Source organism: Tardiphaga sp. 709, from assembly GCF_032401055.1.
Classification (GTDB): Bacteria; Pseudomonadota; Alphaproteobacteria; order Rhizobiales; family Xanthobacteraceae; genus Tardiphaga.
In genome coordinates this window covers 5,713,120-5,737,997 of the sequence record NZ_CP135529.1, presented here as the reverse complement: position 1 = coordinate 5,737,997, position 24,878 = coordinate 5,713,120, and the positions used below count along the sequence as shown (strand labels likewise).

Annotated in this window: 19 protein-coding genes; 14 read left to right on the top strand and 5 right to left on the bottom strand. The window is 60.8% G+C overall.

From position 1 onward, the window contains the following. Positions 1-2 precede the first annotated feature (2 nt). Positions 3-677 (bottom strand): Crp/Fnr family transcriptional regulator, encoded by a 675-nt coding sequence (locus RSO67_RS27615; RefSeq protein WP_315841451.1) that lies wholly within the window; start codon positions 675-677, stop codon positions 3-5. A gap of 227 nt (positions 678-904) precedes the next feature. On the opposite strand from RSO67_RS27615, the gene RSO67_RS27610 reads away from it, so the two are divergent. The 6 genes from RSO67_RS27610 to RSO67_RS27585 all read left to right on the top strand — a co-directional run bounded on the left by RSO67_RS27610 (position 905) and on the right by RSO67_RS27585 (position 8,026). Continuing rightward, on the top strand, positions 905-1,726 hold the full coding sequence (locus RSO67_RS27610; protein WP_315841450.1) for an ABC transporter ATP-binding protein: 822 nt from the start codon (positions 905-907) through the stop codon (positions 1,724-1,726). Further along, positions 1,723-3,654, top strand: coding sequence for a long-chain fatty acid--CoA ligase (locus tag RSO67_RS27605; RefSeq protein WP_315841449.1), 1,932 nt, complete (start codon positions 1,723-1,725; stop codon positions 3,652-3,654). Before RSO67_RS27610 ends, RSO67_RS27605 begins: the two co-directional genes overlap by 4 nt. Before the next feature lie 10 nt (positions 3,655-3,664). Next, entirely contained in the window at positions 3,665-4,558 is an 894-nt protein-coding gene (locus RSO67_RS27600) for a branched-chain amino acid ABC transporter permease (protein ID WP_092148213.1), read from the top strand. Positions 4,559-4,563: 5 nt separating this feature from the next. Next, complete coding sequence (locus tag RSO67_RS27595) at positions 4,564-5,637, top strand: branched-chain amino acid ABC transporter permease (RefSeq protein ID WP_315841447.1); 1,074 nt, start codon at positions 4,564-4,566, stop codon at positions 5,635-5,637. A 55-nt stretch (positions 5,638-5,692) separates the two neighbouring features. Next, positions 5,693-6,973, top strand: coding sequence for an ABC transporter substrate-binding protein (locus RSO67_RS27590; protein ID WP_315841446.1), 1,281 nt, complete (start codon positions 5,693-5,695; stop codon positions 6,971-6,973). Positions 6,974-7,186: 213 nt separating this feature from the next. Continuing rightward, entirely contained in the window at positions 7,187-8,026 is an 840-nt protein-coding gene (locus RSO67_RS27585) for an ABC transporter ATP-binding protein (protein WP_315841445.1), read from the top strand. On the opposite strand, the gene RSO67_RS27580 is transcribed toward RSO67_RS27585, so the two are convergent. Further along, entirely contained in the window at positions 8,023-8,649 is a 627-nt protein-coding gene (locus tag RSO67_RS27580; protein WP_315841443.1) for a VTT domain-containing protein, read from the bottom strand. The two genes, RSO67_RS27585 and RSO67_RS27580, sit on opposite strands and share 4 nt — an antisense overlap. 73 nt (positions 8,650-8,722) lie before the next feature. Between RSO67_RS27580 and RSO67_RS27575 the strand changes: the two genes are divergently transcribed. Both RSO67_RS27575 and RSO67_RS27570 read left to right on the top strand, forming a co-directional pair. Beyond that, on the top strand, positions 8,723-9,952 hold the full coding sequence (locus RSO67_RS27575) for a phenylacetate--CoA ligase family protein (RefSeq protein ID WP_315841442.1): 1,230 nt from the start codon (positions 8,723-8,725) through the stop codon (positions 9,950-9,952). A gap of 91 nt (positions 9,953-10,043) precedes the next feature. After that, complete coding sequence (locus RSO67_RS27570; protein WP_315841441.1) at positions 10,044-10,496, top strand: GtrA family protein; 453 nt, start codon at positions 10,044-10,046, stop codon at positions 10,494-10,496. A 13-nt stretch (positions 10,497-10,509) separates the two neighbouring features. Here the strand turns inward: RSO67_RS27570 and RSO67_RS27565 are convergent, their stop codons facing one another. Further along, entirely contained in the window at positions 10,510-11,649 is a 1,140-nt protein-coding gene (locus tag RSO67_RS27565; protein ID WP_410001787.1) for an AGE family epimerase/isomerase, read from the bottom strand. 266 nt (positions 11,650-11,915) lie between these two features. Here RSO67_RS27565 and RSO67_RS27560 point away from each other — a divergent pair, with 266 nt between their 5' ends. Together RSO67_RS27560 and RSO67_RS27555 are read left to right on the top strand one after the other, a co-directional pair. Next, entirely contained in the window at positions 11,916-13,079 is a 1,164-nt protein-coding gene (locus RSO67_RS27560) for a glycosyltransferase family 1 protein (RefSeq protein WP_315841439.1), read from the top strand. A 269-nt stretch (positions 13,080-13,348) separates the two neighbouring features. Next, positions 13,349-14,677: a UDP-glucose dehydrogenase family protein gene (locus RSO67_RS27555; protein ID WP_315841438.1), complete on the top strand. Its 1,329-nt coding sequence runs from the start codon at positions 13,349-13,351 to the stop codon at positions 14,675-14,677. Between the two features lie 109 nt (positions 14,678-14,786). Here the strand turns inward: RSO67_RS27555 and RSO67_RS27550 are convergent, their stop codons facing one another. Both RSO67_RS27550 and RSO67_RS27545 read right to left on the bottom strand, forming a co-directional pair. Continuing rightward, positions 14,787-16,013, bottom strand: a complete 1,227-nt coding sequence (locus RSO67_RS27550) for a hypothetical protein (RefSeq protein WP_315841437.1) — start codon at positions 16,011-16,013, stop codon at positions 14,787-14,789. Next, entirely contained in the window at positions 16,010-17,707 is a 1,698-nt protein-coding gene (locus RSO67_RS27545) for a hypothetical protein (protein WP_315841436.1), read from the bottom strand. The genes RSO67_RS27550 and RSO67_RS27545 overlap by 4 nt, the downstream gene beginning before the upstream one ends. A gap of 436 nt (positions 17,708-18,143) precedes the next feature. On the opposite strand from RSO67_RS27545, the gene RSO67_RS27540 reads away from it, so the two are divergent. From RSO67_RS27540 to RSO67_RS27525, 4 genes are all read left to right on the top strand, one after another. Next, positions 18,144-19,172, top strand: a complete 1,029-nt coding sequence (locus tag RSO67_RS27540; protein WP_315841435.1) for an NAD-dependent epimerase/dehydratase family protein — start codon at positions 18,144-18,146, stop codon at positions 19,170-19,172. A 198-nt stretch (positions 19,173-19,370) separates the two neighbouring features. Next, positions 19,371-20,474, top strand: coding sequence for an FkbM family methyltransferase (locus RSO67_RS27535; protein WP_315841434.1), 1,104 nt, complete (start codon positions 19,371-19,373; stop codon positions 20,472-20,474). Between the two features lie 254 nt (positions 20,475-20,728). Next, on the top strand, positions 20,729-22,660 hold the full coding sequence (locus RSO67_RS27530) for an FkbM family methyltransferase (RefSeq protein ID WP_315841433.1): 1,932 nt from the start codon (positions 20,729-20,731) through the stop codon (positions 22,658-22,660). Positions 22,661-22,733: 73 nt separating this feature from the next. Next, a complete protein-coding gene (locus RSO67_RS27525) occupies positions 22,734-24,878 on the top strand; it encodes a hypothetical protein (protein ID WP_315841432.1) in 2,145 nt (714 codons plus the stop codon).

Sequence of the window (24,878 nt, the reverse complement as noted above, 5' to 3'; positions counted from 1 at the left end):
GCTTAATCGCCGTAGCTGCCCAGTCTTTCAAGATCGACCACTGTCACGCCGCCATATTCCAGGCGCAGCAGACCCTCCTTCTCCAGCGTCTGCAGGCACTGGTTGGCCTTCTGCCGCGAAATGCCGGTGATGGCACCGAGCTCTTCCTGGGTGATATCCAGATGCCTGGTCGCGTCGCGATAGAGGATCGGGTTGAACAGCGAGGCAATGCAGCGCGCGAGACGCCCGGTGGCATCGAGCCTTCGGCCATATTCCGTCAGTGCGATGAACTGACCGAGCCGTTCGTTCAACAGCGAGACCAGGAAGCGGTTGAAGCCGACACTGTTCTCGAACAGCCACATAAATGCCGGGCGCTCCATGAATGCCAGCTTGGAGTCGCGTAGCGGGACAATGTCGTAACGTCGCGGTTCGTTCTTCAGCACGCTGCCCTCGCCGAACCACGCACCGGCCGTGAGGCCGGTGATGCTGACCTCCTTGCCGCTGCGCGAGATGGTGCCGATCTTCGCCAGGCCGCTGACAACGCCGGTCCAGTATTCGAACTGGTCACCGCGCATACAGACGAATTCATTCGCCTTGAACGACTTCTCGACGATGCCCGCGCGCGCGACCTCGATCTCCTTCTCGTTCAGGTCCCGCGCCCAGGCCGCGATGCGCTTGAGATGATCTGCAGCAATCATAGGGTCCGCTTCACTTCGAATGTTGCAGCGCAAAAGAACGCTCGCGCGACAAATTGGCAGGCAGATTGTCCGCCGCGAGACATTTCAGGATACCGATTTGACGTAGGGAAGACCACCGCGAAAGGTCATTAGTAGAATGGCTTAGCGTAACCGGGCGATATAGGCTCGGGACCATCCGAGGAACGTGGATAAAGAGCGCGACAAGCGCCGTATCTGGGAGGATTTGAGTGGCGGTTGCTCTGGACGTGCGCGGGGTGTCACTGCGCTTTGGTGGCGTTCGCGCGCTCACCGATGTGAGCTTCGCTGTCAATGACGGCGAGCTGTTCTCGATCATCGGGCCGAACGGCGCCGGCAAGACCTCCATCGTCAACTGCATCTCTGGCCGCTATCGCCCAACCGAAGGCCAGCTGTTCTATCACGGCAAGGATATCACAAGCCTCAACCCGAATGCCCGTCCGGGTCTCGGCATCGGCCGCACCTTTCAGAACCTCGCGCTGTTTCATCATATGAGCGTGCTCGACAACATCATGGTCGGGCGCCATCACCTCCTGAAGAACAACTTCCTCACCGGCTCGCTGTACTGGCTGACCGGCGCGCGCAAGGAAGAGCTTGAGCATCGCCGCAAGGTCGAGGAGATCATTGACTTCCTCGATTTGCAGAGCGTGCGCAAGGCGACCGCCGGCACGCTGCCCTATGGTCTGCGCAAACGCGTCGAACTCGCCCGCGCGATGGCGCTGGAGCCGAATCTCATCCTCCTCGACGAGCCGATGGCCGGCATGAACTTCGAGGAGAAGGAGGACATGGCGCGTTATATCGTCGATCTCAACGAAGAATACGGGATGACGGTGATGATGATCGAACACGACATGGGCGTCGTGATGGACATCTCCCATCGCGTGATGGTGCTGGATTTTGGCCGCAAGATCGCCGAGGGCGATCCGGCTGCCGTGCTCGCCGACCCGCACGTCAAGCGCGCCTATCTCGGAGAAGAAGACGAAGCCCTCGTCGATCCCGACGACACGCCTGTCGCTGCGGAGAGCGCCGCATGATGGACTATGCCGGACGCGTCAAACAGGCAGATACCTATCCGAAGCTGCTGCGCCTCAATGCCAAAGAACATGGCAGCGAGATCGCGCTGCGCGAGAAGGATTTCGGCCTGTGGCGGGAGTTCACCTGGAACGATTACCATGCCCGGGTGAAGGATTTCACGCTCGGCATGGTCGAGCTCGGCATCGCCCGTGGTGATGTCATCGGCATTATCGGCGACAACCGGCCGGACTGGGTCGCTGCCGAGATCGCCGCGCATGCCGTCGGTGGCATGAGCCTCGGTCTCTATCGCGACGTGCTCGATGAGGAAGCCGCCTATCTCCTGAACTATGGCGAAGCGAAGATCGTATTCGCCGAGGATGAAGAACAAGTCGACAAGCTGCTCACCCTCGCCGACCGCGTCCCCGCCTTGAAGCACATCGTCTACAGCGACCCGCGCGGGATGCGGAAATATGACGACCCGCGCCTGTTGGAGGCCGACAGGCTCGCCCAGATGGGCCGCGACCGCGCCACACGCGAACCCGGGCTCTACGATCAACTGGTCGATGCGACGCAGGGCGAGGACGTCGCGATCCTCTGTACCACGTCGGGCACCACGTCGAATCCCAAGCTGGCGATGCTCGCGGCAGGCCGCGTGCTCGGCCACTGCGCAGTGTATCTGTCGTTCGATCCGAAGGGACCGGATGACGAATATGTTTCGGTGCTGCCGCTGCCCTGGATCATGGAACAGGTCTATGCGCTCGGCAAAGGCCTCCTGAGCCGGATGAAGGTCAACTTCGTCGAGCAGGCCGATACCATGATGAACGACTTCCGCGAGATCGCACCGACCTTCGTGCTGTTCGCGCCGCGGGTCTGGGAAGGCATCGCGGCCGATGTGCGTGCCCGGGTGATGGATTCGTCGCCGTTGAAGCAGAGCCTGTATGAGATCGGCATGAAGTCGGGCCTTTCCGCACTCGCGCAAGGCAAGCGCTCGGCCGTTGCCGATACGCTGCTGTTCCGTGCCCTGCGTGATCGTCTCGGCTTCACACGGCTGCGCTCGGCCGCCACCGGCGGCGCGGCACTGGGCCCCGATACATTCAAATTCTTCCGCGCCATGGGTGTGCCGCTGCGCACGCTCTATGGCCAGACCGAAACACTCGGCGCCTTCACCCTGCATCCGCCGGACGCCGTCGATCCCGACACCACCGGCATTGCCATGGGCAGCGGCATCGAAATCGAAGTCCGCGATCCCGATGTGCAGGGCGTTGGCGAGATCGTGGTGAGGCACCCCAATATGTTCCTCGGCTATTACAAATCGCCCGAGGCCTCCGCCGCCGACCTGCGCGACGGCTGGATGCATTCCGGCGACGCCGGCTACTTCAACGGCAACAAGCAACTCGTCGTCATCGACCGCATCAAGGATCTGGCGCAGACCGCGCGCGGTGAACGCTTCTCGCCGCAATATATCGAGAACAAGTTGAAATTCTCGCCCTATATCGCCGAGACGGTGGTGCTCGGCGACAACCGCGATGCGCTCGCGGCGATGATCTGCATCCGCTTCTCGATCATCTCGAAATGGGCCGAGAAGAACCGCATCTCGTTTACGACCTATACGGACCTGTCGTCGCGCCCGGAGGTCTATGAGATGATCCGCAAGGAAGTCGAGACGGTCAATGCCACGCTGCCGCCCGCGCAGCGCATCGCCAAATTCCTGCTGCTCTACAAGGAGCTCGACGCCGACGACGGCGAGTTGACCCGCACCCGCAAAGTCCGCCGCAGCGTCATCAACGAGAAATACGCCGATATCATCGACGGCATCTATGGCGGCGCGCGGGATATCCCCGTCGACACAACGATCCGCTTCCAGGACGGCACGTCGCAACGCATCCGGACGCGATTGGTCGTGGTGGACATGGCGCGGGATGGCGCGCGCATGGAGGCGGCGGAATGAGACCGACAGCATGAACACGCAGTTCCTCCTCCAGCTTCTCGTCAACGGCCTCGTGGTGGGCACGCTGTATGGCGTGGTCGCGATGTCGTTCGTGCTGATCTACAAAGCCACCCAGGTCGTCAATTTCGCACAAGGCGAATTACTGCTGATCGGCGCCTGGGTGTGCTGGACGTTGCTGACCAAATATCAGGTGCCGTTCTGGCTCGGCATGCCTATGACCCTGGTGTTCATGTTCGCTTTCGGCATCCTCGTGCAGGTCGTGATCCTGCGGCCGCTGATCGGCGAGCCGATCATCTCGGTGATCATGGTGACCATCGCGCTGTCCGCCGTGTTTCAGGCGGCACTGAAATGGATTTATGGCGTCAACCCGCAGCCGTTCCCGCGCGTCTTCACCAGCCAGTCGGTGACGATAGGTAGCCTACAGATCCAGACCGTCTATGTGATGAGCCTGGTTGTCTCCGTCGCGATGATGATCGGCATGGCGTGGTTCTTCAAAGTGTCGAAGTGGGGTCTGGCGATGCGCGCCACCGCCTTCAACCAGCAGGTGGCGCAATCGCTGGGCATTTCCGTCAAAACCGTATTCGCAATGGCCTGGGCAATCTCGGCCATGGTCTCCGCGGTCGCCGGCGTCGTCGTCGCCGTCGTCAACGGCGTGTCATCCGGCCTGTCGATCTACGGCATCAAGGTGTTTCCGGCGGTCATCCTCGGCGGCCTCGACTCCATTGGCGGCGCGGTGGTCGGCGGCATCATCATCGGGCTTCTGGAGAACTTCGCGCAGTTCATCGACAGCGAATATCTGCACTGGGGCAATCTCTATGAAGTGGCGCCGTTCTACGTCCTCATCATCATTCTCATGATCAAGCCTTACGGCCTGTTCGGCACCAAAGACATCGAGCGGGTGTAAGCATCATGGCCAGTCCCTCCCTCATCCCAGCCGGCGACTTCCGCAGCAGCTATGCGGTTGACACCACCATCTTCCCGACTAGGACCAGCCGCAACGCGGCGATCCTCGGCGTGGTGCTGATCTGCTTCGCGCCGCAACTGTTCAGCGAATACTGGCTCAGCCAGCTGATCATGATCGGCATCTACGGCATCGCGGCGCTGGGGCTCAATATCCTGGTCGGCTTTACCGGCCAGATCTCCATCGGCCACGCTGCGTTCTTCCTGTTCGGCGCTTTCACCTCGGCCTATATCTCCAACAACTATCCGATCCCGGTGTTTTTCTCGATTCCCATCGCCGGCGTGGTAACGGCCATCGTGGGACTCATTTTCGGCCTGCCAGCGGCGCGGTTGAAGGGGCTGTACCTCGTTATCGCCACGCTGGCCGCGCAATACATTCTGCTCGACTTCTTCTCCCGCGCCGACTGGTTCAGTGGCGGCTCGGTGCCGGCGACGGCCAAAGCCTTCTCGATCTTCGACTATACGCTGCGCGGCGACCGGCAGTATTTCTATGTGGTGCTGGCCTATGTGGTGGCGAGCTATCTGCTGGTTACCAACCTGATGCGCTCGCGCGACGGCCGCGCGCTGGTGGCTGTGCGTGATCACTATCTCTCGGCCGAAATCATGGGCATCAATCTCACCAAATATCGCACGCTGTCCTTCGGTCTCGCGGCGTTCTTCGCCGGCATCGCCGGCGCGCTGTACGCGCATAACCAGCTCGTGGTCTCCAACGAGGGTTTCGGCATCGAGCGCTCGATCCTGTTCCTGGCAATGGTCATCATCGGCGGTACCGGCTCGATCATGGGAACGCTGATGGGCACAGCCTTCGTGGTGCTGGTGCCGGAAGCGATGGAATGGATCAGCATGGAGCTGAAGGGCGGCGTCATCGACAAGGCGCTGGCGCTCAACAACAACCTGACCTTCCTGCGCGAGATCGCCATCGGCGTCATCATCATCGCCTTCCTGGTTTTCGAACCCGATGGGCTCGCGCATCGCTGGCGACAGATCAAGACCTACTGGAAACTCTACCCGTTCTCGCATTGAGAACGGGACAGACTGGACGACACGACAAATTATAAAAACCAACGGGAGAATGCTCATGACGATGAAATCATTTCTAACGTCCGCATCCATTGCCCTGCTGATCGCGGGCGCCTCCGCCGCTGCGCAGGCGCAGATCGCCGTCGGCCACCTCGCCGATTATTCCGGCGGCACCTCCGACGTCGGCACGCCCTATGGCCAGGGCGTGGTCGACACCTATGCCTGGATCAACAAGAACGGCGGCATAGGCGGCAAGCAAGTCAATCTCGATAGCAATGACTATGGCTATCAGGTGCCGCGCGCGATCGCGCTGTACAAGAAGTGGTCCGGCGCCGACAAGGTCGCGGCGATCATGGGCTGGGGCACGGCAGATACCGAAGCACTCACCGGCTTCCTCGCGCAGGACAAGATCCCGGATATCTCGGGCTCCTACTCGGCGGCACTGACCGACCCGACCGGTGCCGGCGGCAAGGCCAAGCCCGCGCCCTATAATTTCTTCTATGGCCCGTCCTATTCGGATGCACTGCGTGCTGAGCTGACCTGGGCAGCGGAAGACTGGAAGTCCAAGGGCAAGTCGGGCAAGCCGAAATATGTCCATATGGGCGCCAACCATCCCTACCCCAACGCGCCGAAGGCCGCGGGTGAAGCGCTAGCCGCCGAACTCGGCTTTGAAGTGCTACCGCCGCTGGTCTTCGCACTCACGCCCGGCGACTACTCTGCACAGTGCCTCAGCCTGAAGAGCGCCGGCGCCAACTACGCTTATCTCGGCAACACCGCGGCTTCGAACATCTCGGTGATGAAAGCCTGCAAAGCAGCCGGCGTCGACGTGCAGTTCATGAGCAATGTATGGGGCATGGACGAGAACGCCGCAAAGGCTGCAGGCGACGCTGCCGACGGGGTGATCTTCCCGCTGCGCACGGCAGTGAGCTGGGGCGGCAACGCGCCGGGCATGAAGACGGTGCAGGAGATTTCCAAGATCTCCGACCCGTCGGGCAAGATCTATCGCCCGGTGCACTACATCGCTGCCGTCTGCACCTCGCTTTACATGAAGGAAGCGCTCGACTGGGCCGCGAAGAACGGCGGCGCCACCGGCGAGAACGTCGCCAAGGGCTTCTACCAGAAGAAGGACTGGGTGCCGGCCGGCATGGAAGGCGTCTGCAATCCCTCGACCTGGACCGACAAGGATCACCGCCCGACCACCAAGGTCGATCTGTATCGCTCGAAGGTTTCCGGCGCGACCGATGGTGATCTGAACGACCTGATGGCCAAGGGCACGATCAAGCTCGAGAAAGTGAAGACCGTTGAGCTGCCGCGCAAGCCGGAATGGCATGGCTGGTAGTCCTCCCTTCTCCCCGCCCGGCGAAGCGGAGCTTCGCTAGGCGGGGAGAAGGTGGCGCGGACGTAGTCCGCGTCGGATGAGGGGGAGCCTCCGCGGGCTCGGAGCAAGTGGAGAGTCCCCCTCACCCGCCCCGGCTTCGCTGCGCTACGCCGGGTCGACCTCTCCCCGCAGGCGGGGAGAGGTTAGCACCAGCCGATCTCAGGAGCGTCATTGATGCAGACAGCTATCGACACCAGCGCGCAAGTTTCAACAGCGCTCACCCCCGCCCCCCTGCTCGACATCCGCAACATCGAGGTCGTCTATGACGACGTGATCCTCGTGCTGCGCGGCTTGAGTATGGAGGTGCCGAAGGGCGCGATCGTCGCGCTGCTCGGTGCCAACGGTGCCGGCAAGTCGACCACATTGAAGGCGATCTCCGGTCTGTTGAAAACCGAAGACGGCGAAGTCACGCGCGGCGAGATCCTGTTCGATGGCGCGCGCATCGACGGCATCGATCCCGACAAGATCGTCCGCCGCGGCATCTTCCAGGTGATGGAAGGCCGCCGCATCGTGTCCGACATGACCTCGCTGGAAAACCTCCGCCTCGGCGCCTTCACCCGGCGCGACAACGAGGTCGCCTCCGATATCGACATGGTGTTCGATTATTTCCCGCGCCTGAAGGAGCGCACCGGCCTCGCCGGCTATCTCTCCGGCGGCGAGCAGCAGATGCTGGCGATCGGGCGAGCGCTGATGGCGCGGCCGAAGATGATCCTGATGGACGAACCCTCCATGGGCCTGTCGCCACTGCTTGTGAAAGAGGTGTTCGCCATCATCAAGAAGATCAACCGTGATCTCGGCGTCACCATTTTGCTGGTGGAGCAAAATGCCCGCGCGGCGCTATCGGTCGCGAGCCACGGCTACATCATGGAACAGGGCAAGGTGGTGCTCGACGGCACCGCTGACGAACTCCGCGATAATGAGGACGTGAAGGAGTTTTATCTCGGCGGCGCCGGCGACCAGCGCAAGAGTTTCAAGAACCTGAAGAGCTTCAAGCGACGCAAGCGATGGCTTTAGTTGCTCACGGTCCCGCAGGTCGCGATGCCGGTCTTGCGCGCAAGGATCGCACGAATGCGGCGCGACACCAGCAACAGGATGACGAGCACAATGACCAGGGTCATGGCAATCAGCACACGGTTGAGCGGCACTGGACCATCATCGAGCAACAACGCCCGTCCGGACGCACCGAGATACACGTAAAACACGATCTGCGGCAGCGTGAACAGGAAAGTGACCAGGGCGAACGGGAGCAGTCCGATATTTGTCAAACCGAACAGATAATTTTGCACCGAATTGGGCAATGGTCCGCCGAACCGCATCAGTGCGACGATCCGCCAGCCCTCGTCATCGACGGCCTGGGCAACGAGGCGCCAGGCCGCATGTTTCTCGGTCTGCCGCTCCACCCAGCCGCGCAGAACGGAGCGCGCCAGCATGAAGGCCAGAGCGGATGCAGCCGCGGCGACTGGAAGAATGACGACGAGAGAGCGCAAACCGAATGCAGCACCGGCGCCGAGCACGACGAATGTTCGCGGGACCGGCAAAAACGAAGAGGCAACCACCAATGCGGCGAGCACAACGGCAGCAGGAAGATCAAGTTGGCCGAAGCTTTCGAGCCATTGGACGATACGTTCTGACGACATGATTTCCCACTAGCACGGCGCCACAGGCTACCGGAATAACCGCGACGACACCAAACCACCAGGACACACCCAGATGCGCCACTTCGACACACTCGAAAATTGCGATCCGTCGCAGCGCCAGGCCAATCTGTTTTCGCGCCTACCGGATGTGCTGCGCCACGCGATGCAGGCGCCCGCCTATGCGGAGCATCTCAAGGGCATCGATCCCGCTGCGATCGTCAGCCGCGCCGCGCTGGCGCAATTGCCGGTGCTGCGCAAATCCGACCTGCCGGCCCTGCACAAGGCCAGCCCACCGTTCGGCGGCTTCGTGTCAGGCGCGACCGGCTCGTTCGGCCGGTTGTTCACCTCGCCGGGGCCCATTTTCGAGCCGGAGTCGAAACAGGCCGATCCCTGGCGCGGCGCGCGGGCGCTCTATGCCGCGGGTTTCCGCGCGGGCGACGTGGTGCTGAATACTTTCAGCTATCACCTGACCCCCGGCGGCTTCATCTTCGACGGCGCCGCGCGGGCGCTGGGCTGCGCCGTTATCCCCGCCGGTCCCGGCAATGTCGAGCAGCAGCTGGAATTGATCGAGGCCTATCGTCCATCAGCCTATAGCGGCACGCCGGATTTCCTGAAGATCCTGCTCGATGCCGGGAAAGCCGCCCAGCGCGACATGTCATCCATCAAGCGCGCCATGGTGTCCGGCGCGGCCTTCCCACCCTCGCTGCAGGCCGAGATCGCATCGCGCGGTGTCGAGGCCTATCAGGCCTTCGCCACGGCCGACCTGGGCTTCATCGCCTATGAGAGCACCGCCCGCGATGGCCTGATCGTCAATGAGGACCTGATCCTGGAAATCGTGACCCCCGGGACCGGCGCGCCTGTGGCCGAGGGCGATGTCGGCGAGATCGTGGTGACGTCGCTGGATCCACACCACCCGTGGATCCGGCTGGCGCTGGGCGACCTGACGGCCGCCCTGCCCGGCCCCAGCGCCTGCGGCCGGAGCAATATGCGCATCCGGGGCTGGATGGGCCGCGCCGACCAGGCCACCAAGGTCAAGGGCATGTTCGTGCGACCCGAACAGGTCGCCGAAATCGGCAAGCGGCACCCGGAACTCGGCCGGCTACGGCTGGTCGTGTCCCGAGACGGCGAGAATGACGCCATGGTGCTGAAAGCCGAAGTGGCGGCCCAGGACAAGCCCGGCCTGCAGGAAGCCGTTACAGCCACGCTCAGGGCCGTCAGCAAGCTCGGTGGGGCCGTGGAGCTGGTGGCGCCGGCCTCGCTGCCTAATGACGGCAAGATCATTGCGGACGAGCGCGGGAACTGACCGGGCGGGACTGCCGCGGCGCATCATAAAAAGCCGGACTTCCCCGGGCGATCCTGCTATGCAGCCGCCCAGATCGAGGATGCCTGCTGCCGTGAGACTGATTTTACCACAAATTGTCGAGACCTGGCTGTCGCGCCCCACGGTGTCGAAGATCATCAGCTTCGGCGTGATTGGCCTCGGCAACACCCTCATCGATCTCGCCATCTTCACCCTCGCCTATCAGGTGCTGAAGCTGCCGCTGGTGCCCGCCAATGTCATAGCGTGGCTGGTGGCCGTATCGTGCTCCTACGTGATGAACACCATGATCACGTTCCGCGCCGAATCCGGCCGCGTGCTGCGACGAAAGGATTATCTCAGCTTCGTCGCCTCGGGTGTATTAGGCGTGATCGCAACCACCACCACGCTGGTGGCGCTGTCGCACTTCATGCCGGTCTATGCCGCCAAGCTTCTGGCCATTTTGGTCAGCTTCATCGTGAACTTCACGATGTCGCATTTCGTGGTGTTCCGGACCAAGCCGACGGATCCGAACGAAGCCATCCGCTAGATCGCACAGGCAGTCAGGCGCCGAGCACCCGTTCGGCTTCGGCAACCGCGCATAGAATATGATAGAAGGATGACGCCGGGATCGCATCCACCAGCGAGCGTCCCTCACCGTCGAACTGATCGTACCAGCCGCCTTTGACGGGATGCTGCAGATAATATTTGTCGAGCCGCATCAGCGCCGCCCGTGCCTCGTCGGCTGCGCCCTCGACGCCTGATTCCGCCTGCGCGACGAAGGCCTTGATGATCTCGGTCTGCGGCCAGCAGCGCCGTGTTGCCTTGACGATATTGCCCTGGGCGTCGCCTTCGTCCACCAGACAGCCGGTGGCGTCACGATAGCGCAGCGCGGATTCGAGCAACGCGGCACGCTGCTTGCCGGTCGGGCAGCCGGTGATGCGCTCGAAGCCCTTGAGCAGCCAGACCCATTCGGCCTGATGGCCTGGCTCGACGCTGACCGGCTCGATCCGCGACCAGTCCTGTTCGAAATATTCGCCGAGCACACCCTTCTTTGCATCGAACAGATTCGACGAGAACAGACCGAACAGATCGCCGGCCCGCGCCTGGAATGCCTGATCATGGGTCGCGTCAAAGGCGGTGATGAAGGCCTCCAGCAGATGCATCTGCGGATTCTGCCGACGCGGCATCGAAGCCGGCACGCCCTCGAGATAACCGCCATCTGGCGAGCGCAGTTGCGTATCGATGAACTGCATCAATTCGTCGATCTCGGCGCGCACCTCTGCATCGCGATCCAGCTGATAAACCGTCGCCAGTGCCAGCAGGACGAAAGCGTGGTCATAGGTGTCACGCAGCGGGTTCAGCACCGAACCATCGGGCGCGAGAATATGCACGAAGCCCGGCTTGCCATCCGGCGCCTTCGCCTTGGCCAGCATGTAATCGAGACCCTTGCGGGCAATCTCGGCCCCCTGCGGATACCATCCGAGCTGCGCCGCCTTGGCGAAACAGTAGATCTGGCGAGCCTGAACGCGGACACGGCGAGGGGCGGATGTGTCGGGCGTGCCATCGGCAGCAAGACGTTCGATGAAGCCACCGGCTTGTGCATCCCAACCTTCCAACGACCAGAGCGGCAGTGCATCAGCGACCATCCGGGATTTGAGTACGCCGACAATATTGCCTGTGTTGGCGTTCGGATTCGTCATGCCTGCATGCTCGCTCATTTCAACCCTTGCGATTGTAAACTGCCATCGAAGGTACTCCTATCACCTTCATGAGGCTTTTGCTTGGCGGATGTTCCCATACTTGCCCGAACGAACCAAACCGTTGTAGCTGTCCAAGGCGGGGCGCACAGTATTTGCGTCCATCAGCAACCACCCGAATCCCGTTCTCTCTCTCTTCATGAGCTTGCGCGCTCAAAGGACATTTCACCAACGTGGCATTAGAGCGGACGATCAAAGTTGGAATTGAAATGAGGGTCATGGCCGGTCCGATGACCGGGATCGGCAATTATTCGTTTCATTTGATTCAAGCGTTGTTGAAAGATGAGCCGCGCCTGCACTTTTCGGGATTCGGCCTCACGTCATGGCTATCGCTCGACGCCGGTGAACTGGACCGCCTCAGCGCTTCGAAAGAAGCCGCGCGCGCAAGCAAGCCTGCCGCCAAAGGCATCGGCCGGTTGCGAAATCTTGCCGTCGAGAAACTTCGTCAATCGAAGCTGGCGCCGGCAATCTATCGCGCGCAATTCGTGCGAACCGTGAAGCGACAGTCGTTCGATCTCTTCCACGCCTTCAATTTTCTTCCATTCGCAGATCCAGGCGTCGTCACTCTTCCCGTCGTCTACGATCTCTCCTTCGTTCGCTATCCGCATACGCATCCACGGGAGCGCTTGCGGCGGCTTGAACGGCTGCCTCAGTTTCTCGAGGATGCACCACTCGTGCAGACGATCTCGGAATTCAGCAGGGACGAAATCACCAGCGTCTTCGGCTGTCCGAAGGACAAGATCATCGTCGCCCCCCCCGCCGCTAGCGATATCTTTCGACCGCTCGGTCCTGAGATCGTGCAGTCGCAGCTCGCGCAAATGGGAATCACCGGGGATTATTTCCTTGCCGTCGGCACACTTGAACCGCGCAAGAATTTGCGCACTCTGATCCAGGCTTTCGGCCGGCTTTCAAAGACGGAGCGCGCGGCGGCGCCCCTGCTGATCGTCGGTGGCGGTGGATGGGGCGCGCTGGAGCTTCCGCCAGAAACCGAGGCACTTCGATCAGAGGGAAGTCTCCGATTTCTGGGGACGGTGTCCAACGCCGAGCTCAGGACCCTGTACGAAGGCGCACTCGCACTGATGTTTCCATCGATCTATGAGGGCTTCGGCATGCCCGTGGTGGAAGCCATGGCCTGCGGAACCAGGGTTGTGCACAGCTCGGGAACGTCCATGGACGAGATTTCCGACGGATTGGCCATCAAGGTGGGAGCGCTCGACATCGACGCGTGGACTGCCGCATTCCGCGCCCTGACCGATTCGTCCGAAGCAACTTTGGATGGTTCCACGGCGTTGCGCGCGCGCGCAGCTCACTTTGACTGGCATCGCAGTGCCGCCCGGATCAAAGACGCCTATACGACACTCGTGAACACCTAGCGTATCGCCACGATCCGCGATTGGCCGCCCCGACGATCCATGCACAGGGCTAAACCATATGGACTCGGTAACAGAGATCATTATAACGGCCCGCGTGTCAGGGTCGTGCGGGCACCCCTTTGCCTTGATCCGGAAGCAGATTTCGCCGTAGCTCCATTACATTCATCTATCGGTCACAAGCCCGATGTGGATGTTTTTCCCATCGACGTCAACCCAATCGCCTCGCTCAACCGTTCCCTGCCTGCGAGGTGAGTTTTCATGAGATCAAAATGAACTCCGTGAACCAGCCTCCGCGCATTTCGATTATCGGTCTCGGCAAGCTCGGGTCGCCGATGGCAGCCGTGATGGCAGCCAAGGGCTTCGACGTCATCGGGCTCGATCTAAACGACAAGCTGGTCAACGCGGTCAATCAGGGCCAGGCAGCGGTCGATGAGCCGCAGCTTCAGGAGTACATGGACAAGGCGCGTTCACGGCTTCGGGCAACCCATTCGTGGGACGAAGTCGTCCAGGGCTCCGACGTCACATTCATCATCGTTCCGACTCCCAGCGGCAACGACAAGCTGTTCTCGAACAAGTTTGTGCTGTCGGCTGTGCGCTCGATCGGTGAAGCGCTTCGCAGCAAGAAAGAGCGCCACGTCGTGGTCGTGACGTCCACCGTGATGCCCGGCTCGACCGGCGGCGAAATCCAGAAGGAACTCGAAGACGCGTCCGGTCGTGTCGTCGGTCCGCAGCTCGGTCTCGCTTACAATCCCGAATTCATCGCCCTCGGCACCGTGGTGCGCGACATGCTGCGCCCGGACTTCATCCTGATCGGCGAATCCGACACCACCACCGGTGAAATGCTCGAACGCCTCTACAAGCAGTCCTGCGACAACGACCCGATCATCCGCCGCATGAGCTTTGTGAATGCCGAATTGACGAAGATTTCGGTCAACACCTATGTGACGACCAAGATCTCCTACGCCAACATGCTCGCAGAGATGTGCGACAAGCTTCCGGGCGCCGACGTCGATGTCGTCTCCACGGCTGTCGGCTCCGACACCCGCGTCGGATCGAAGTATATCAAGGGCGCCATCGGTTACGGCGGCCCCTGCTTCCCCCGCGACAACAAGGCGTTTGCGGCGCTCGGCCGCATGATCGGCGCCCGCTGCGATCTCGCCGAAGCAACCGACAAGATCAACGATCACCAGATCGAGCGCCTGATCGGTGCGGTTCAGGCCCACGCCGAACCGCCGAGCCGCGTCGCCGTGCTCGGTCTGTCGTACAAGCCCGATACGCCCGTGGTCGAGGAAAGCCAGGGTGTCGCGCTCGCAGCCCAGTTGAGCGCAGCCGGTTATGTGGTGACGGTCTACGATCCGCTGGCCATGCAGGCCGCCGAAGTCGTTCTTGTCGACCAGGTCCTGTTCGCGAATGATCTGGCCGACGCCGTCGCCGCCGACGTCATCGTGATCACGACCCCATGGCCGCAGTTCAAGGGCCGCAACCTGTTCGATCTGGGCGCCAAGCCAAAGGTGATCATTGATCCATGGCGCGTGGTGAGTGCCGAGGACGTGCCGGCTGGCACGACGCTGGCCCGCATGGGCTACGGCAGCCGCTAACAAAAAGGGCCGGCCCGGACATTGTCCCGGCCGGCCCGTTCATTTGATGAGCGAACGCTTCGTCGCGAGGTACCGCCTAACAGCTTATCGCCTCGCTCGGCACATCGATCTACGAACTTTTCGGGCTCGCATCGCCTATACGGGAAACCTTGATCGATTGAACGACGCCGCCGGCACCGCCAAGCGCCTGCAGGCGGATTTCGACCGGCACGCTGGCGTCTGTCTCGTTCGGATGAAGTTCGAACGCCACGCGGCTGTTGCCCTGCGCTCCATTACCACCGATCTCGCCGGTGGCACGCACTGCGTCGTCGGAGACCACCTCGGCGCGCAGGAACGGCCGGTCGCCCTTGCCCTTGAACTGGATCACTGCCTCATAATGCCCTGGCTTCAGGGCACGCGATCCACTGTTGGCGATCGGCCCGCTCTCGCCTGAACCGACAGACAGCGCTCCGCTCGCAGTCCAACGACCGAAGAGACGGCGCATCTTAGTGCTCCCCTGCGGCGAAACACCGACAACCGAAGCGCCCAGCAGCCAGTCGACATCTGCGGCAGGATAATCCATCCAGGGTGAATCCTGTACGGAATCGCCCAGCCGCCGAATTCGCAGATACTTGATCCGGCCACGATGCCCCAACGCATGGATGAAGAATTCGACGGGGATCTCGCCATCGGGCGACTCGTCGACATGCACCTCGAATTCACGCCGGATTTCGCCGGCGCGCGCGTCTTGCCCGGTGATGAAATCGGCGCACCGGACGCGACCCTTCGAATGCACGCCGAAAAACAGCCAAGGCTGATCGGCCGGCGCTGCCGTCTCGAGACCAATCAACATCTCATAGCGTCCCGCCATGAGCAATGCCTGGGGACCGGTGGCAACCGACGACCGAGGGCCGGCAAGCAGCATGCGTGCGGTGCTGAGCAGGTTACGTGCGGCGTAAGCGACGTCCCGCTTGTCGGATTTGCGCGCACCAGCCGCGGCGATCAGGAAGCGGGCAGCGTCGGGCAGCAGATCCTTCGCTCCGCCGGCAACGGTAACGCTCAGATCCTTTCGCCAGCGGCCCACCGGACCGAGGCGGAAAGCGGACAGCCAGTCCGAACCGCCGCCCAACGACCGAACATCCGAAAACGAGAAACTCTCGACGCGCTCGCAAGTCAAGGACAAGACGGTCAATCCAATGGCCCGCGACGCGACGACTCTGGTCTGCAGCAGGCTTGCCGACTGGCCAAGCAGCATCTTGTCGGCTTCCAGCTCGAAGGAGACCTTGCCTGCGGCAACATCCGCGAACCGAATGGGCACATAACCGAAGTTGTATTCGCTGCCGATGAGCTCGATCACACCTGCCGGCGCATGCGACGGCGCATAGGCAGGCAACTGCCCCGACAGCTTGAATTCAATCCGGTACCCCCCTTGGAGAGATGCTGGTATGGGCCAAAGCAGATCATGCCGGTTGCGTCTGGCCGCGCACGAATGACTGTTCCTTCCCGCTCCGCAGCGTCCGTCGGGCGAAGCAGCGCGGTCCAGTCCTGCGGTCCCACGATCGGAGGCAGCACGAAGCCGTGACGCATTCTGGTCGCGAATGGCGTCAGGCCGGCGGCCACGTTCGCCGCGACCAGGGATTCATAGGGCGTATGAATGGCGTTCAGCGATACCACGCGCCGGGGGGCTTTCCCGCTCGCCATGCTGGCGCGCTCTGCTTCCACCGTCTCAAGGAACAGATAGGTCAGCATGTTCTTTTGCGTCGACGTGAGCTGTGCGCCGATCTTCGGCGCACCGAAATCGATCACGAACGCACCGGCGCGCGCGAACAGATCCACCTGACTCACCGCAATAACGTTAGGAATGTCGTTCAGATTGCTGCCGCGGGCCAGTGTTTCATCGACCAGGATCGGCTGGACGAAGCCCTGCTTCGCCCAGACTTGGGCGAACATTTCGAGCGTCTCGCGCCGGATTCCCATCCATCCGATCACCATCGTCTGCACATTGGCGGTGATGAAGATATCTAGCAGGAATGAGAGGATATGCTTCGGATCGTAGTCGACGAAGCCATACGACTCCGATGAGTACTTGACGATCGGCGGCTTCTCCAACGGCGCTCCGATGGCGGAGCGCAGCGCTGCGACGTAACCGGACGAGAAACCGCCGGACAGCCTGACCTCTTCGATATCCTCACCATTGCAGCCCCAGATGTCGGACTGCTCGGGAACGCCCGGCTCCTCAACATTGTCGATGAAGCGCCGCCAGTCATTTTGCGTGCGCGAATGGCTGTGCATCGGCGTGATCTGCCGGGTGTGGTCGCAGTGATAGCCGTAGACAAGTTCCCCGAGATCGCCCACCGTGCCGTGCACGAGATAGAGACGCTTGGCGATGTTGGAGTCGACGTGCCAGCCGAGGAGCATCTCCTCATGGAAGCCGTCGTAGCGGAACAGATCGGAGCGCTCCATCAACTGAAAGTCGCCGGGACCATCGTAAAGGATTGTCTTTGCACCGAGGACGATTTCGTTGAGGTGCAGCGTCGTGCCCCAGTCCTTGATCATCTCGATCGCGCCATGAGAGTTCTGGCGGTCGAGCCCCTCCCACAGCGTCTCGGGAATCTCCAGGCGTGGCGCGTGATAGAAACCATAGGGTAGATCGCGCGATATGTCGGACAGCGACCACTGTCCGGTCTGCGGCACGAAAATCATGTCGGTATTGGTCGACAGGATCCAGCGGTTCGCCGGGTTTGAACGGCGGACGGCGACATTGCGTGAGATCGGCTCCAGCGCGACGAGACGCGTCTTGCTGCGAAACCGTTCATGGATGCCCGGCCGGACACGCAGGATGCGCAGCCGCTTGCGCGCCAATGGCGTTAGCGTGTCCTGAATGGCTTCGGGGAAAGTCGGGAAGTCGTCGGGCGTATTGTAGTCGACGAACAGGATCTCATCGTCATCATCCGTCAACAACTCGGCCATGCAATTGAAACTAAGCGCCGCGCGCTTGTGCAGGTTGTATCCGTAGCTGTCATTGCGGCCGTAAAGAACGATGGAAATCATGAAAGCACAACTTTCCTGAGACAGGTACGGTGCCGCCGAACTGGCGGCGGAAATATGTTGCTGTCGAATAATCCAGTTGTACTTCAGGAAGCAAGTCGTCTGACCGGCAATCCAAGGAACATCGTCTTATTCTGTCGATGACCACCGCATTTCCAGTGCCCCGCAGGACAGTCCGGCATACAAATCTTCCACCTCGGTAACGTGGACTATAATCTCCGCGAAATACACATGGAAATGCTGGTTTCCGCTGAAACCGGGAACTCAGGACGGTGCCAAATAAACAGGCCGTTCAATGAGATAGCTTTCCAACTCAACCTCCACCGCGCGCCGCGAACGACAGTGAACTGAGGCGCTTTTGTGGTTGGCAATCCAGCGCTGATCGACTAGCTTCCGCCGAAATTTCGTCCCTGACAGACACCCCAATTCATAGGTTCCCATGAGCAACTACAAGCTGGAAAAGAATGATCCCGTGCTGATCACGGGAGCCGGTGGTTTCATTGGTGGCCATCTCGTGTCGGACCTGCTTGGCCGTGGCTTCACGCGCATTCGCGCTGTGGATCGCAAGCCGCTGAAGGACTGGTACCAGCATTTCCCGGAGGTCGAGAGCCTCGTCCTCGACGTAAGCCTGCTCGACGATTGCCGGAAGGCGACCAAGGATATGGTCAACGTCTTCAATCTCGCTGCCGACATGGGCGGCATGGGCTTCATCGAGAACAACAAAGCGCTCTGCATGCTTTCGGTGCTGACGTCGACGCACATGCTGATGGCAGCACGCGATGCCGATGTGAAGCGCTTGTTCTATTCATCATCCGCTTGCGTCTACGCCGCCGGCAAACAAACCGATGCAAACGTCACCGCGCTCAAGGAAGCTGATGCCTATCCGGCCATGCCGGAAGACGGCTACGGCTGGGAGAAACTGTTCTCCGAGCGCATGGCGCACCATTTCATGGAAGACTTCGGCATCCAGAGCCGTGTCGCGCGCTACCACAACGTCTACGGCCCCTGGGGCACCTATGATGGCGGCCGCGAAAAGGCCCCGGCCGCGATCTGCCGTAAGGTCATTCAGGCCCAGTTGTCTGGCTCCAACGAAATCGAGATCTGGGGCGACGGCGAGCAGACCCGCAGCTTCATGTATATTGATGATTGCGTTCAGGGCACCAAAGCGATCCTCGAAAGCGAAATCCTGTATCCGATCAATCTCGGTTCCAGCGAGCTCGTCTCGATCAACCAGCTGGTCTCGACGGTCGAGACCATTTCCGGCGTCAAGCTGAAGCGGAAGTACAAGCTCGACGCGCCGAAGGGTGTCCGCGGGCGCAATAGCGACAACACGCTTATCGTGTCCGAGCTCAACTGGGAGCCATCGGTCAAGCTGATCGACGGCATGGCGAAGACCTATGCCTGGATTTACGACCAGATGGCAGGCAGCGCCAACTCCAAGCAGCGCAATCTGACCTTCGTCAGCTAAATCGCATCGGGCGAATGATCTTCTCGCCTTGCTTTGGCACCAACATGAGCGTCGACCGTGACATTCGGCCGGCGCTTTGTTTTGAATATGTATTTACATCGCCGCGCCGCTGAACTTTGCTGCGCGACGCACGGGATGAGCAATAGCGCCACCTGAATATCGCTTATCAATAATAAGGGGCCGTGGTAGGGGTCGATCATGGAAATGCTTGGTCACCGCGGCGCGTTCGCTGCATTCATCGCAAAGTCTCTCAAGGACGAAGATTTCGTACTGGTCGACGTCGGATGCGGCGGCGGCATCGACGGAACATGGCGCGTGTTTGGTGACCACCTCGCTGCCGTCGGCTTCGATCCGAACATCGACGAGGTTGAGCGCCTTCAGCGCGCCGAGACCTCGAAGAAGATCAACTACAAGGCTGCATTTGTGGGCGTGCCGGCAGAAAATCCGATCAGCATTCGCCGCGGCGGCCGACTGCCCAATTCGCGCAATCCATGGAACCGGTTTGCGGTGAACCGGACCATGAGCATCATGGCCGAGCAGATCAAGAACTTCTCCCCCACCGAAAAGGTCGAGATTAATGCCTGGCCACAGGCAAAACTGACGGAGCCGGACAGGCTATTCCTGCCGGACTATCTCGATCAGATCGGCTTCGGTTCAGTTGACTTCATCAAGATCGATATCGATAGCGACGACTACGACGTTCTGCAGTCGCTCGAGGAAAGCTTGAGCAACCGGCGTATTCTGGGACTTTGCGCAGAAGTGAATTTCTACGGATCGGATGATCCGACCGAGCACACATTCCACAATACCGATCGCTTCATGCGCAAGAACGGCTTCGATCTGTTCGGTCTCACGACGCGATCCTATTCGGCGGCTGCGCTTCCGCACCGCTATGAGCTCCGCATGCCCGCACAGAGCATCGCCGGCCGGCCCTATCAGGGCGACGCGCTCTATCTTCGCGACGTCGGCAGTGAGGAGTGGAGCAAGTCCGCGCCGTCTTTCGGACCGGAAAAACTGTTGAAGCTCGCAGCCCTGTTTTCACTGTTCGGCCTGCCCGATTGTGCGGCGCAGGTTCTAGTCACCTATCGCATCCGGCTGCAGCCCCTGATCAATGTCGATGCCGGCCTCGATCTTCTTGTGGCGGAAACCGATCTCGGCGCGTCCACCGGCATGAGTTACAAGGAGCTCATGGCGGCCTTCGAAGCCAATCGTGATATTTTCTACCCCGGGAACTCGTCGAACGCGCCTGCAGCCGGCATGGTGCAAAGCGTGGCGCCTGCACACCCCCTGCTCCCGCCATGACAAGGCTGCATCCGCGCCGCATTGCACGCGCGCTATTGTCGCGTATCGCGCCCCGTAACTGAGAGGCCGCGGGCCATCGGGTCGGGCACGGACGACAGAACCGGCTTCCGCGCCTCAGGCCCGCGCCCGCTTCAACCGACCGGCTCTGTGGCCGATCTGCGCTAACGTCCCAGGTTCTGCAAAAGGGTCGGCGACAAATAGAGTCGACCAAGACTACAAATCGGTCCCAGCGAGTTTACAGAGGCGTATTGATCATGGACAAAGCAATTACACACGTGCCTGGCCATGAGCCGATCGAAATGGTGGCCTATTACGAGAGCTTCACCGATTACTATCCGTACTGCGAATTGCAGACCAAGCGCTGGTTCGTCGAAACGGCACAGCCGGATTGGACGATTTTCGATATCGGCGCCAATGTCGGGTACTATTCGATCCTGATGTCACGGCTCTGCCCGCAGGGACAGATCCACTCCTTCGAGCCGACCTCCACCATTGAGCTTCTGAAGAAGAACGTTGCCCATCACGGCCGCACCAATATCACGCCGCATCAGATTGCCCTCGGAGCACGCTCGGGACGACACGAAGACGGCATCTTCCGCATCTGGGGCAAGGATGCGGAGAAGCAGGAATACGACTTCCTGACCCTCGACGATGCCGTCAAGCGGCTGAACGTCAAGCGCCTCGACTGCATCAAGATCGACGTCGACAGCTTCGACTTCGAAGTGTTGCGCGGCGCCGAGAACACGCTGCGCAAATTCAATCCGTGGGTCGTTGTCGAGCTCAACCATGCGCTCGACAAGCGCGGCCAGAGTGCGAATGAGGCCTTGGAATGGCTGGTCTCGCAGGGCTTCCGCAATGCGCTCGTGCTCGACCACGAAAACTTCGTACTGCGCCGCGCCGATGCGCCCGCGCCCGCCACCGGCGGCCTGTCGCTCAGCTTCGAACAGCGACCGATTTTCATTGAGAGCCAGTTCAAGAAGGATCGGCCCCTTCCCGAATTCTTCAAGCCCGCGCCCCAGTCGCACAACGATGGTAAGGTCAGTGGCAAGCTCGGCACGGCCGAAGGCGTGACGCTCGACCTGATCGCGCCGCGCTGGTCGTATGGGCTGTCATTCGTCCGCAGCACCGGCTATGCCGACCTGAAGGAGCCGATTGTCGTCGAAGTCGAACTGGAGGTGAAGACCGGTTCGCTCGGCATCGGCTGCGTTGGCGAGGACTACTCGACCTATGCCGGCGTTGAAGTAGCGGTCAAGGCCTCTGGCGGCACGCAGAAGATCTCGCTTGCTGTGCCCAAGCCTGAGCTCCTTCATGCCATCGTCTTCCGCAATGTCGATGAATTCGAGACGTCTGCAACGGCCCGCATCATTGATATCCGCGCTTTTACAGGAAACACCGTCGTGACGAGCTCGACCGCTTTCGCGCTGCGCAACGATATCAGCACGCTCACCCAGGGCGATCTCAAACGCATGGTTTCGATACCGGCCGAACCTGCGGCCGCCGACGTAACGATCGATATCGTACCCTCGGAGACGCTAGGCTCCTATCTGGGCTATGCAGAGAACTTCATCACGCCTTTCAAGACCTATTACCGTCCGCTGTCGTCGTTCAAGATGGAAATCGACGACGCGCCGATCCTGAAATATCTGTACAGAAACGCCCAGCCCAAGCGTCATCTGGAATTCGGAACGTGGCAGGGCTTCGGTGCTACGCTCTGCGCCGATGCCTGCGACGCCGAGATTTGGACCCTCAATCTTCCGGAAGGCGAACGCAGCCAGAGCGGAGAGATGGTCTATTCGTCTGGCCAGGATGCATCCGATTCTGGCGACATGATCGGCTGGATGTACCGCGCCGCCGGACATGGCGCGCGGGTGCATCAGATCCTCGCAGACAGTCAGCAGTGGGATACGTCAGGTTTCGAAGCCGGTTTCTTCGACAGCGTGCTGGTCGACGGCGGTCACACGCCCGACGTGGTCAAGAACGATACGGAGAAATCGCTCCCACTGCTCCGGTCCGGTGGCATGATGCTGTGGCACGATTTCTGTCCAGATCAGGACACCGTGGAGGCACTTTCGGCCAGCCGCGGGGTTGTGACGGGCGTCACCGAAAATCTGGCCGCCTGGGCACCTCATTTCAGCAAACTTTTCTGGATTCGCCCGAGCTTCCTGCTCATCGGCATCAAGGCTTGATGTGAGGCCCTCGTCCACGGCACGAGGGGTGATTGGTTGCACTAATTTAAACTCGTTGGGCCGGGGGGCTTGAATGTCTTTTTCGATTGCTATGCGGCGACCGAACCGCGCTGAACTGATCGAACATCTGCTCCCGCTCGCAATCTGCTTTGGATTCGCTCTCCTGATCGTGTCGACCGCTTCGACACTGATTCTGCAGGCCGGCTTCCTCGATCCCTATGTCTATGCCGGTTACGTCAACGACTACTTCGGAACCTATCACCGATACGGTCACACCTACTATTCGTCGCGTATCGCCTATATTCTTCTCGATCGTGCATTCCTGCTTGTGTTCGGCCAGACCAATGGGCTGTTTCTGTGCCGTCTGCTGGTGCTCACCTCGGCAGCCTATGCGGCCTTTCGGATAGCGCAGCGCTATTTCGGCTTCGCCACGGCGGTCCTCACAATATCCTGGCTCTGCTTCATTCCATGGCTGCTTCGCTCGATTTCGTGGACGCACTATGATGGATTCGCGACGGTCTACTTTCTGGTGGCACTCGCATTCATTCTCGTTCCTCAACGCCATCGCGTTCCGGCCTATGTCATCGCGGGCTTTTCGCTCGCTCTCGCCGTCAACTGCAACCTACATCTCCTGATGATCGCTGGTCTCTTCGTCCCCAGTTGGTTCTGGATGAATCGAAAGATCGGCATTCTTCCGGCAATCCGCCTGACGCTTGCGATCATCTTCGGCTTCATCGCCGGCTATGCCATGCTCCAGGTGCTGTTTTCGCTTGCGACCGGCACTTCGCGCGTCTTCATTGAAGCCGCCGCGTTCAATTCTGCACGCACCCTTCTCGGCGGGCAGATGTCGAACTGGTTCCATTCGCTGAGCAACATCATTGCGATCGGCAACCTGATCTTCCTGCTGCCGATTTTCTTCTGCGTCGCCGTCATCCTCGCCACGGCGCTGAATAGGTCTGCGCTCCAGCAGGAGCAGCGTGACTTCTGCATCGGCGCGGCGCTGTACATTACGCTTCTCACCACCGCCGTGTTCGGCCTGCATTTCATGGGCCATGGCTGGCTGTCGTTGTTCTATTACGTGGTCTACCTGCTTCCCGGCTGTCTCCTGGCTCTGATTGCCATCGCCGGAATAGCCTCAACCCGCACGCCGACCATTTTCCGGGTCATCTGCATCGGCACCGCCGTCGGGCTCGCGGGACTCTGGTTTGCGCGGCAGGCCATGCCCCCCACGATCCCCAACGACATACGGATCTGGATTGCCCTGGCTGCCATCACAGTGGTGCTCGCCCTGCTCCGTCCACGGATCACCTCGGCGCCGGCCCTGCTCGCGGGCCTGATCGTGTCCACCACCCTCATGTTCTATTGGCAGCCGCGGGTCATAATCCAGTACGCGTCCTGGCCCGGCCTCAAAGAGAAGGCAGAGCTTGAAAAAGACGTCTATGCGGGCGCGGTATTTCTGCAGAAATTCGTGCGAACGCACGTGCCGACGCCTACGGCAATCGGATTCTGGTACAGCAACGCGCCAGAGAACGTCAATTTGAACTCGATGCAATCGATGTTTCTCTGGGGTTACAGCCGCGTTCAGGGCTTTACCGGTCCGGGCATGCCGGTGATCGACGACGCCGTCAGGCAATCCGTGCATCAGAAGCCGTTCATCGGCGTTATCGCGCGTAACGACAAGGAGCTCGACGAGGCCTTCGCAGCACTGAAGAGCATACCCGCGAACTTTACCGAGATCGCGCGCGCGAACTACACGGCGCCCGTCGAGTCCTACGTGATCGCCATCGTCGAGCTTGCTCCCGTCGCGTCGCCCATAGGCGCCCGGATCGGGGAACTCGCCCTCTATCCCATCATGCCTCAGAATGGCGGCGCGATCGGAATCGCTTCCAACGGCATCGCCTTGACAATGCCCGCATGCCAGTGGTGCTACGGAGCAACCGCTTTGTTGTCCCCGGAGCACATCGAAGGGCTGCAGCACATCATCATGCGGGTGACCCTGACGGTCAGCGAAGGCCAGATCGGAATTGCAACCGCAACCTCCGACAACATCAGCGCGCTGCAAAATCCTGTATCGGTCGGCGTCCGCGCGATCGATCAGACCGTCGATATCAGGCTTCCGATTCCGGCCAATAATCCGACCCTTGTTTTCAGAAACGAGTCACCCAACGGCATCAGCCGGGCGACAGTTCGGTCGATCGAATACTACAAGGAAAACTAG

Excerpts from the sequence above, each read along its gene's own strand:
- RSO67_RS27615 (WP_315841451.1), bottom strand. The coding sequence starts at position 677 with ATGATTGCTGCAGATCATCTCAAGCGCATCGCGGCCTGGGCGCGGGAC.
- RSO67_RS27605 (WP_315841449.1), top strand. The coding sequence starts at position 1,723 with ATGATGGACTATGCCGGACGCGTCAAACAGGCAGATACCTATCCGAAG.
- RSO67_RS27600 (WP_092148213.1), top strand. The coding sequence starts at position 3,665 with ATGAACACGCAGTTCCTCCTCCAGCTTCTCGTCAACGGCCTCGTGGTG.
- RSO67_RS27595 (WP_315841447.1), top strand. The coding sequence starts at position 4,564 with ATGGCCAGTCCCTCCCTCATCCCAGCCGGCGACTTCCGCAGCAGCTAT.
- RSO67_RS27590 (WP_315841446.1), top strand. The coding sequence starts at position 5,693 with ATGACGATGAAATCATTTCTAACGTCCGCATCCATTGCCCTGCTGATC.
- RSO67_RS27585 (WP_315841445.1), top strand. The coding sequence starts at position 7,187 with ATGCAGACAGCTATCGACACCAGCGCGCAAGTTTCAACAGCGCTCACC.
- RSO67_RS27580 (WP_315841443.1), bottom strand. The coding sequence starts at position 8,649 with ATGTCGTCAGAACGTATCGTCCAATGGCTCGAAAGCTTCGGCCAACTT.
- RSO67_RS27575 (WP_315841442.1), top strand. The coding sequence starts at position 8,723 with ATGCGCCACTTCGACACACTCGAAAATTGCGATCCGTCGCAGCGCCAG.
- RSO67_RS27565 (WP_410001787.1), bottom strand. The coding sequence starts at position 11,649 with ATGACGAATCCGAACGCCAACACAGGCAATATTGTCGGCGTACTCAAA.
- RSO67_RS27560 (WP_315841439.1), top strand. The coding sequence starts at position 11,916 with ATGAGGGTCATGGCCGGTCCGATGACCGGGATCGGCAATTATTCGTTT.
- RSO67_RS27555 (WP_315841438.1), top strand. The coding sequence starts at position 13,349 with ATGAACTCCGTGAACCAGCCTCCGCGCATTTCGATTATCGGTCTCGGC.
- RSO67_RS27545 (WP_315841436.1), bottom strand. The coding sequence starts at position 17,707 with ATGATTTCCATCGTTCTTTACGGCCGCAATGACAGCTACGGATACAAC.
- RSO67_RS27540 (WP_315841435.1), top strand. The coding sequence starts at position 18,144 with ATGAGCAACTACAAGCTGGAAAAGAATGATCCCGTGCTGATCACGGGA.
- RSO67_RS27535 (WP_315841434.1), top strand. The coding sequence starts at position 19,371 with ATGGAAATGCTTGGTCACCGCGGCGCGTTCGCTGCATTCATCGCAAAG.
- RSO67_RS27530 (WP_315841433.1), top strand. The coding sequence starts at position 20,729 with ATGGACAAAGCAATTACACACGTGCCTGGCCATGAGCCGATCGAAATG.
- RSO67_RS27525 (WP_315841432.1), top strand. The coding sequence starts at position 22,734 with ATGTCTTTTTCGATTGCTATGCGGCGACCGAACCGCGCTGAACTGATC.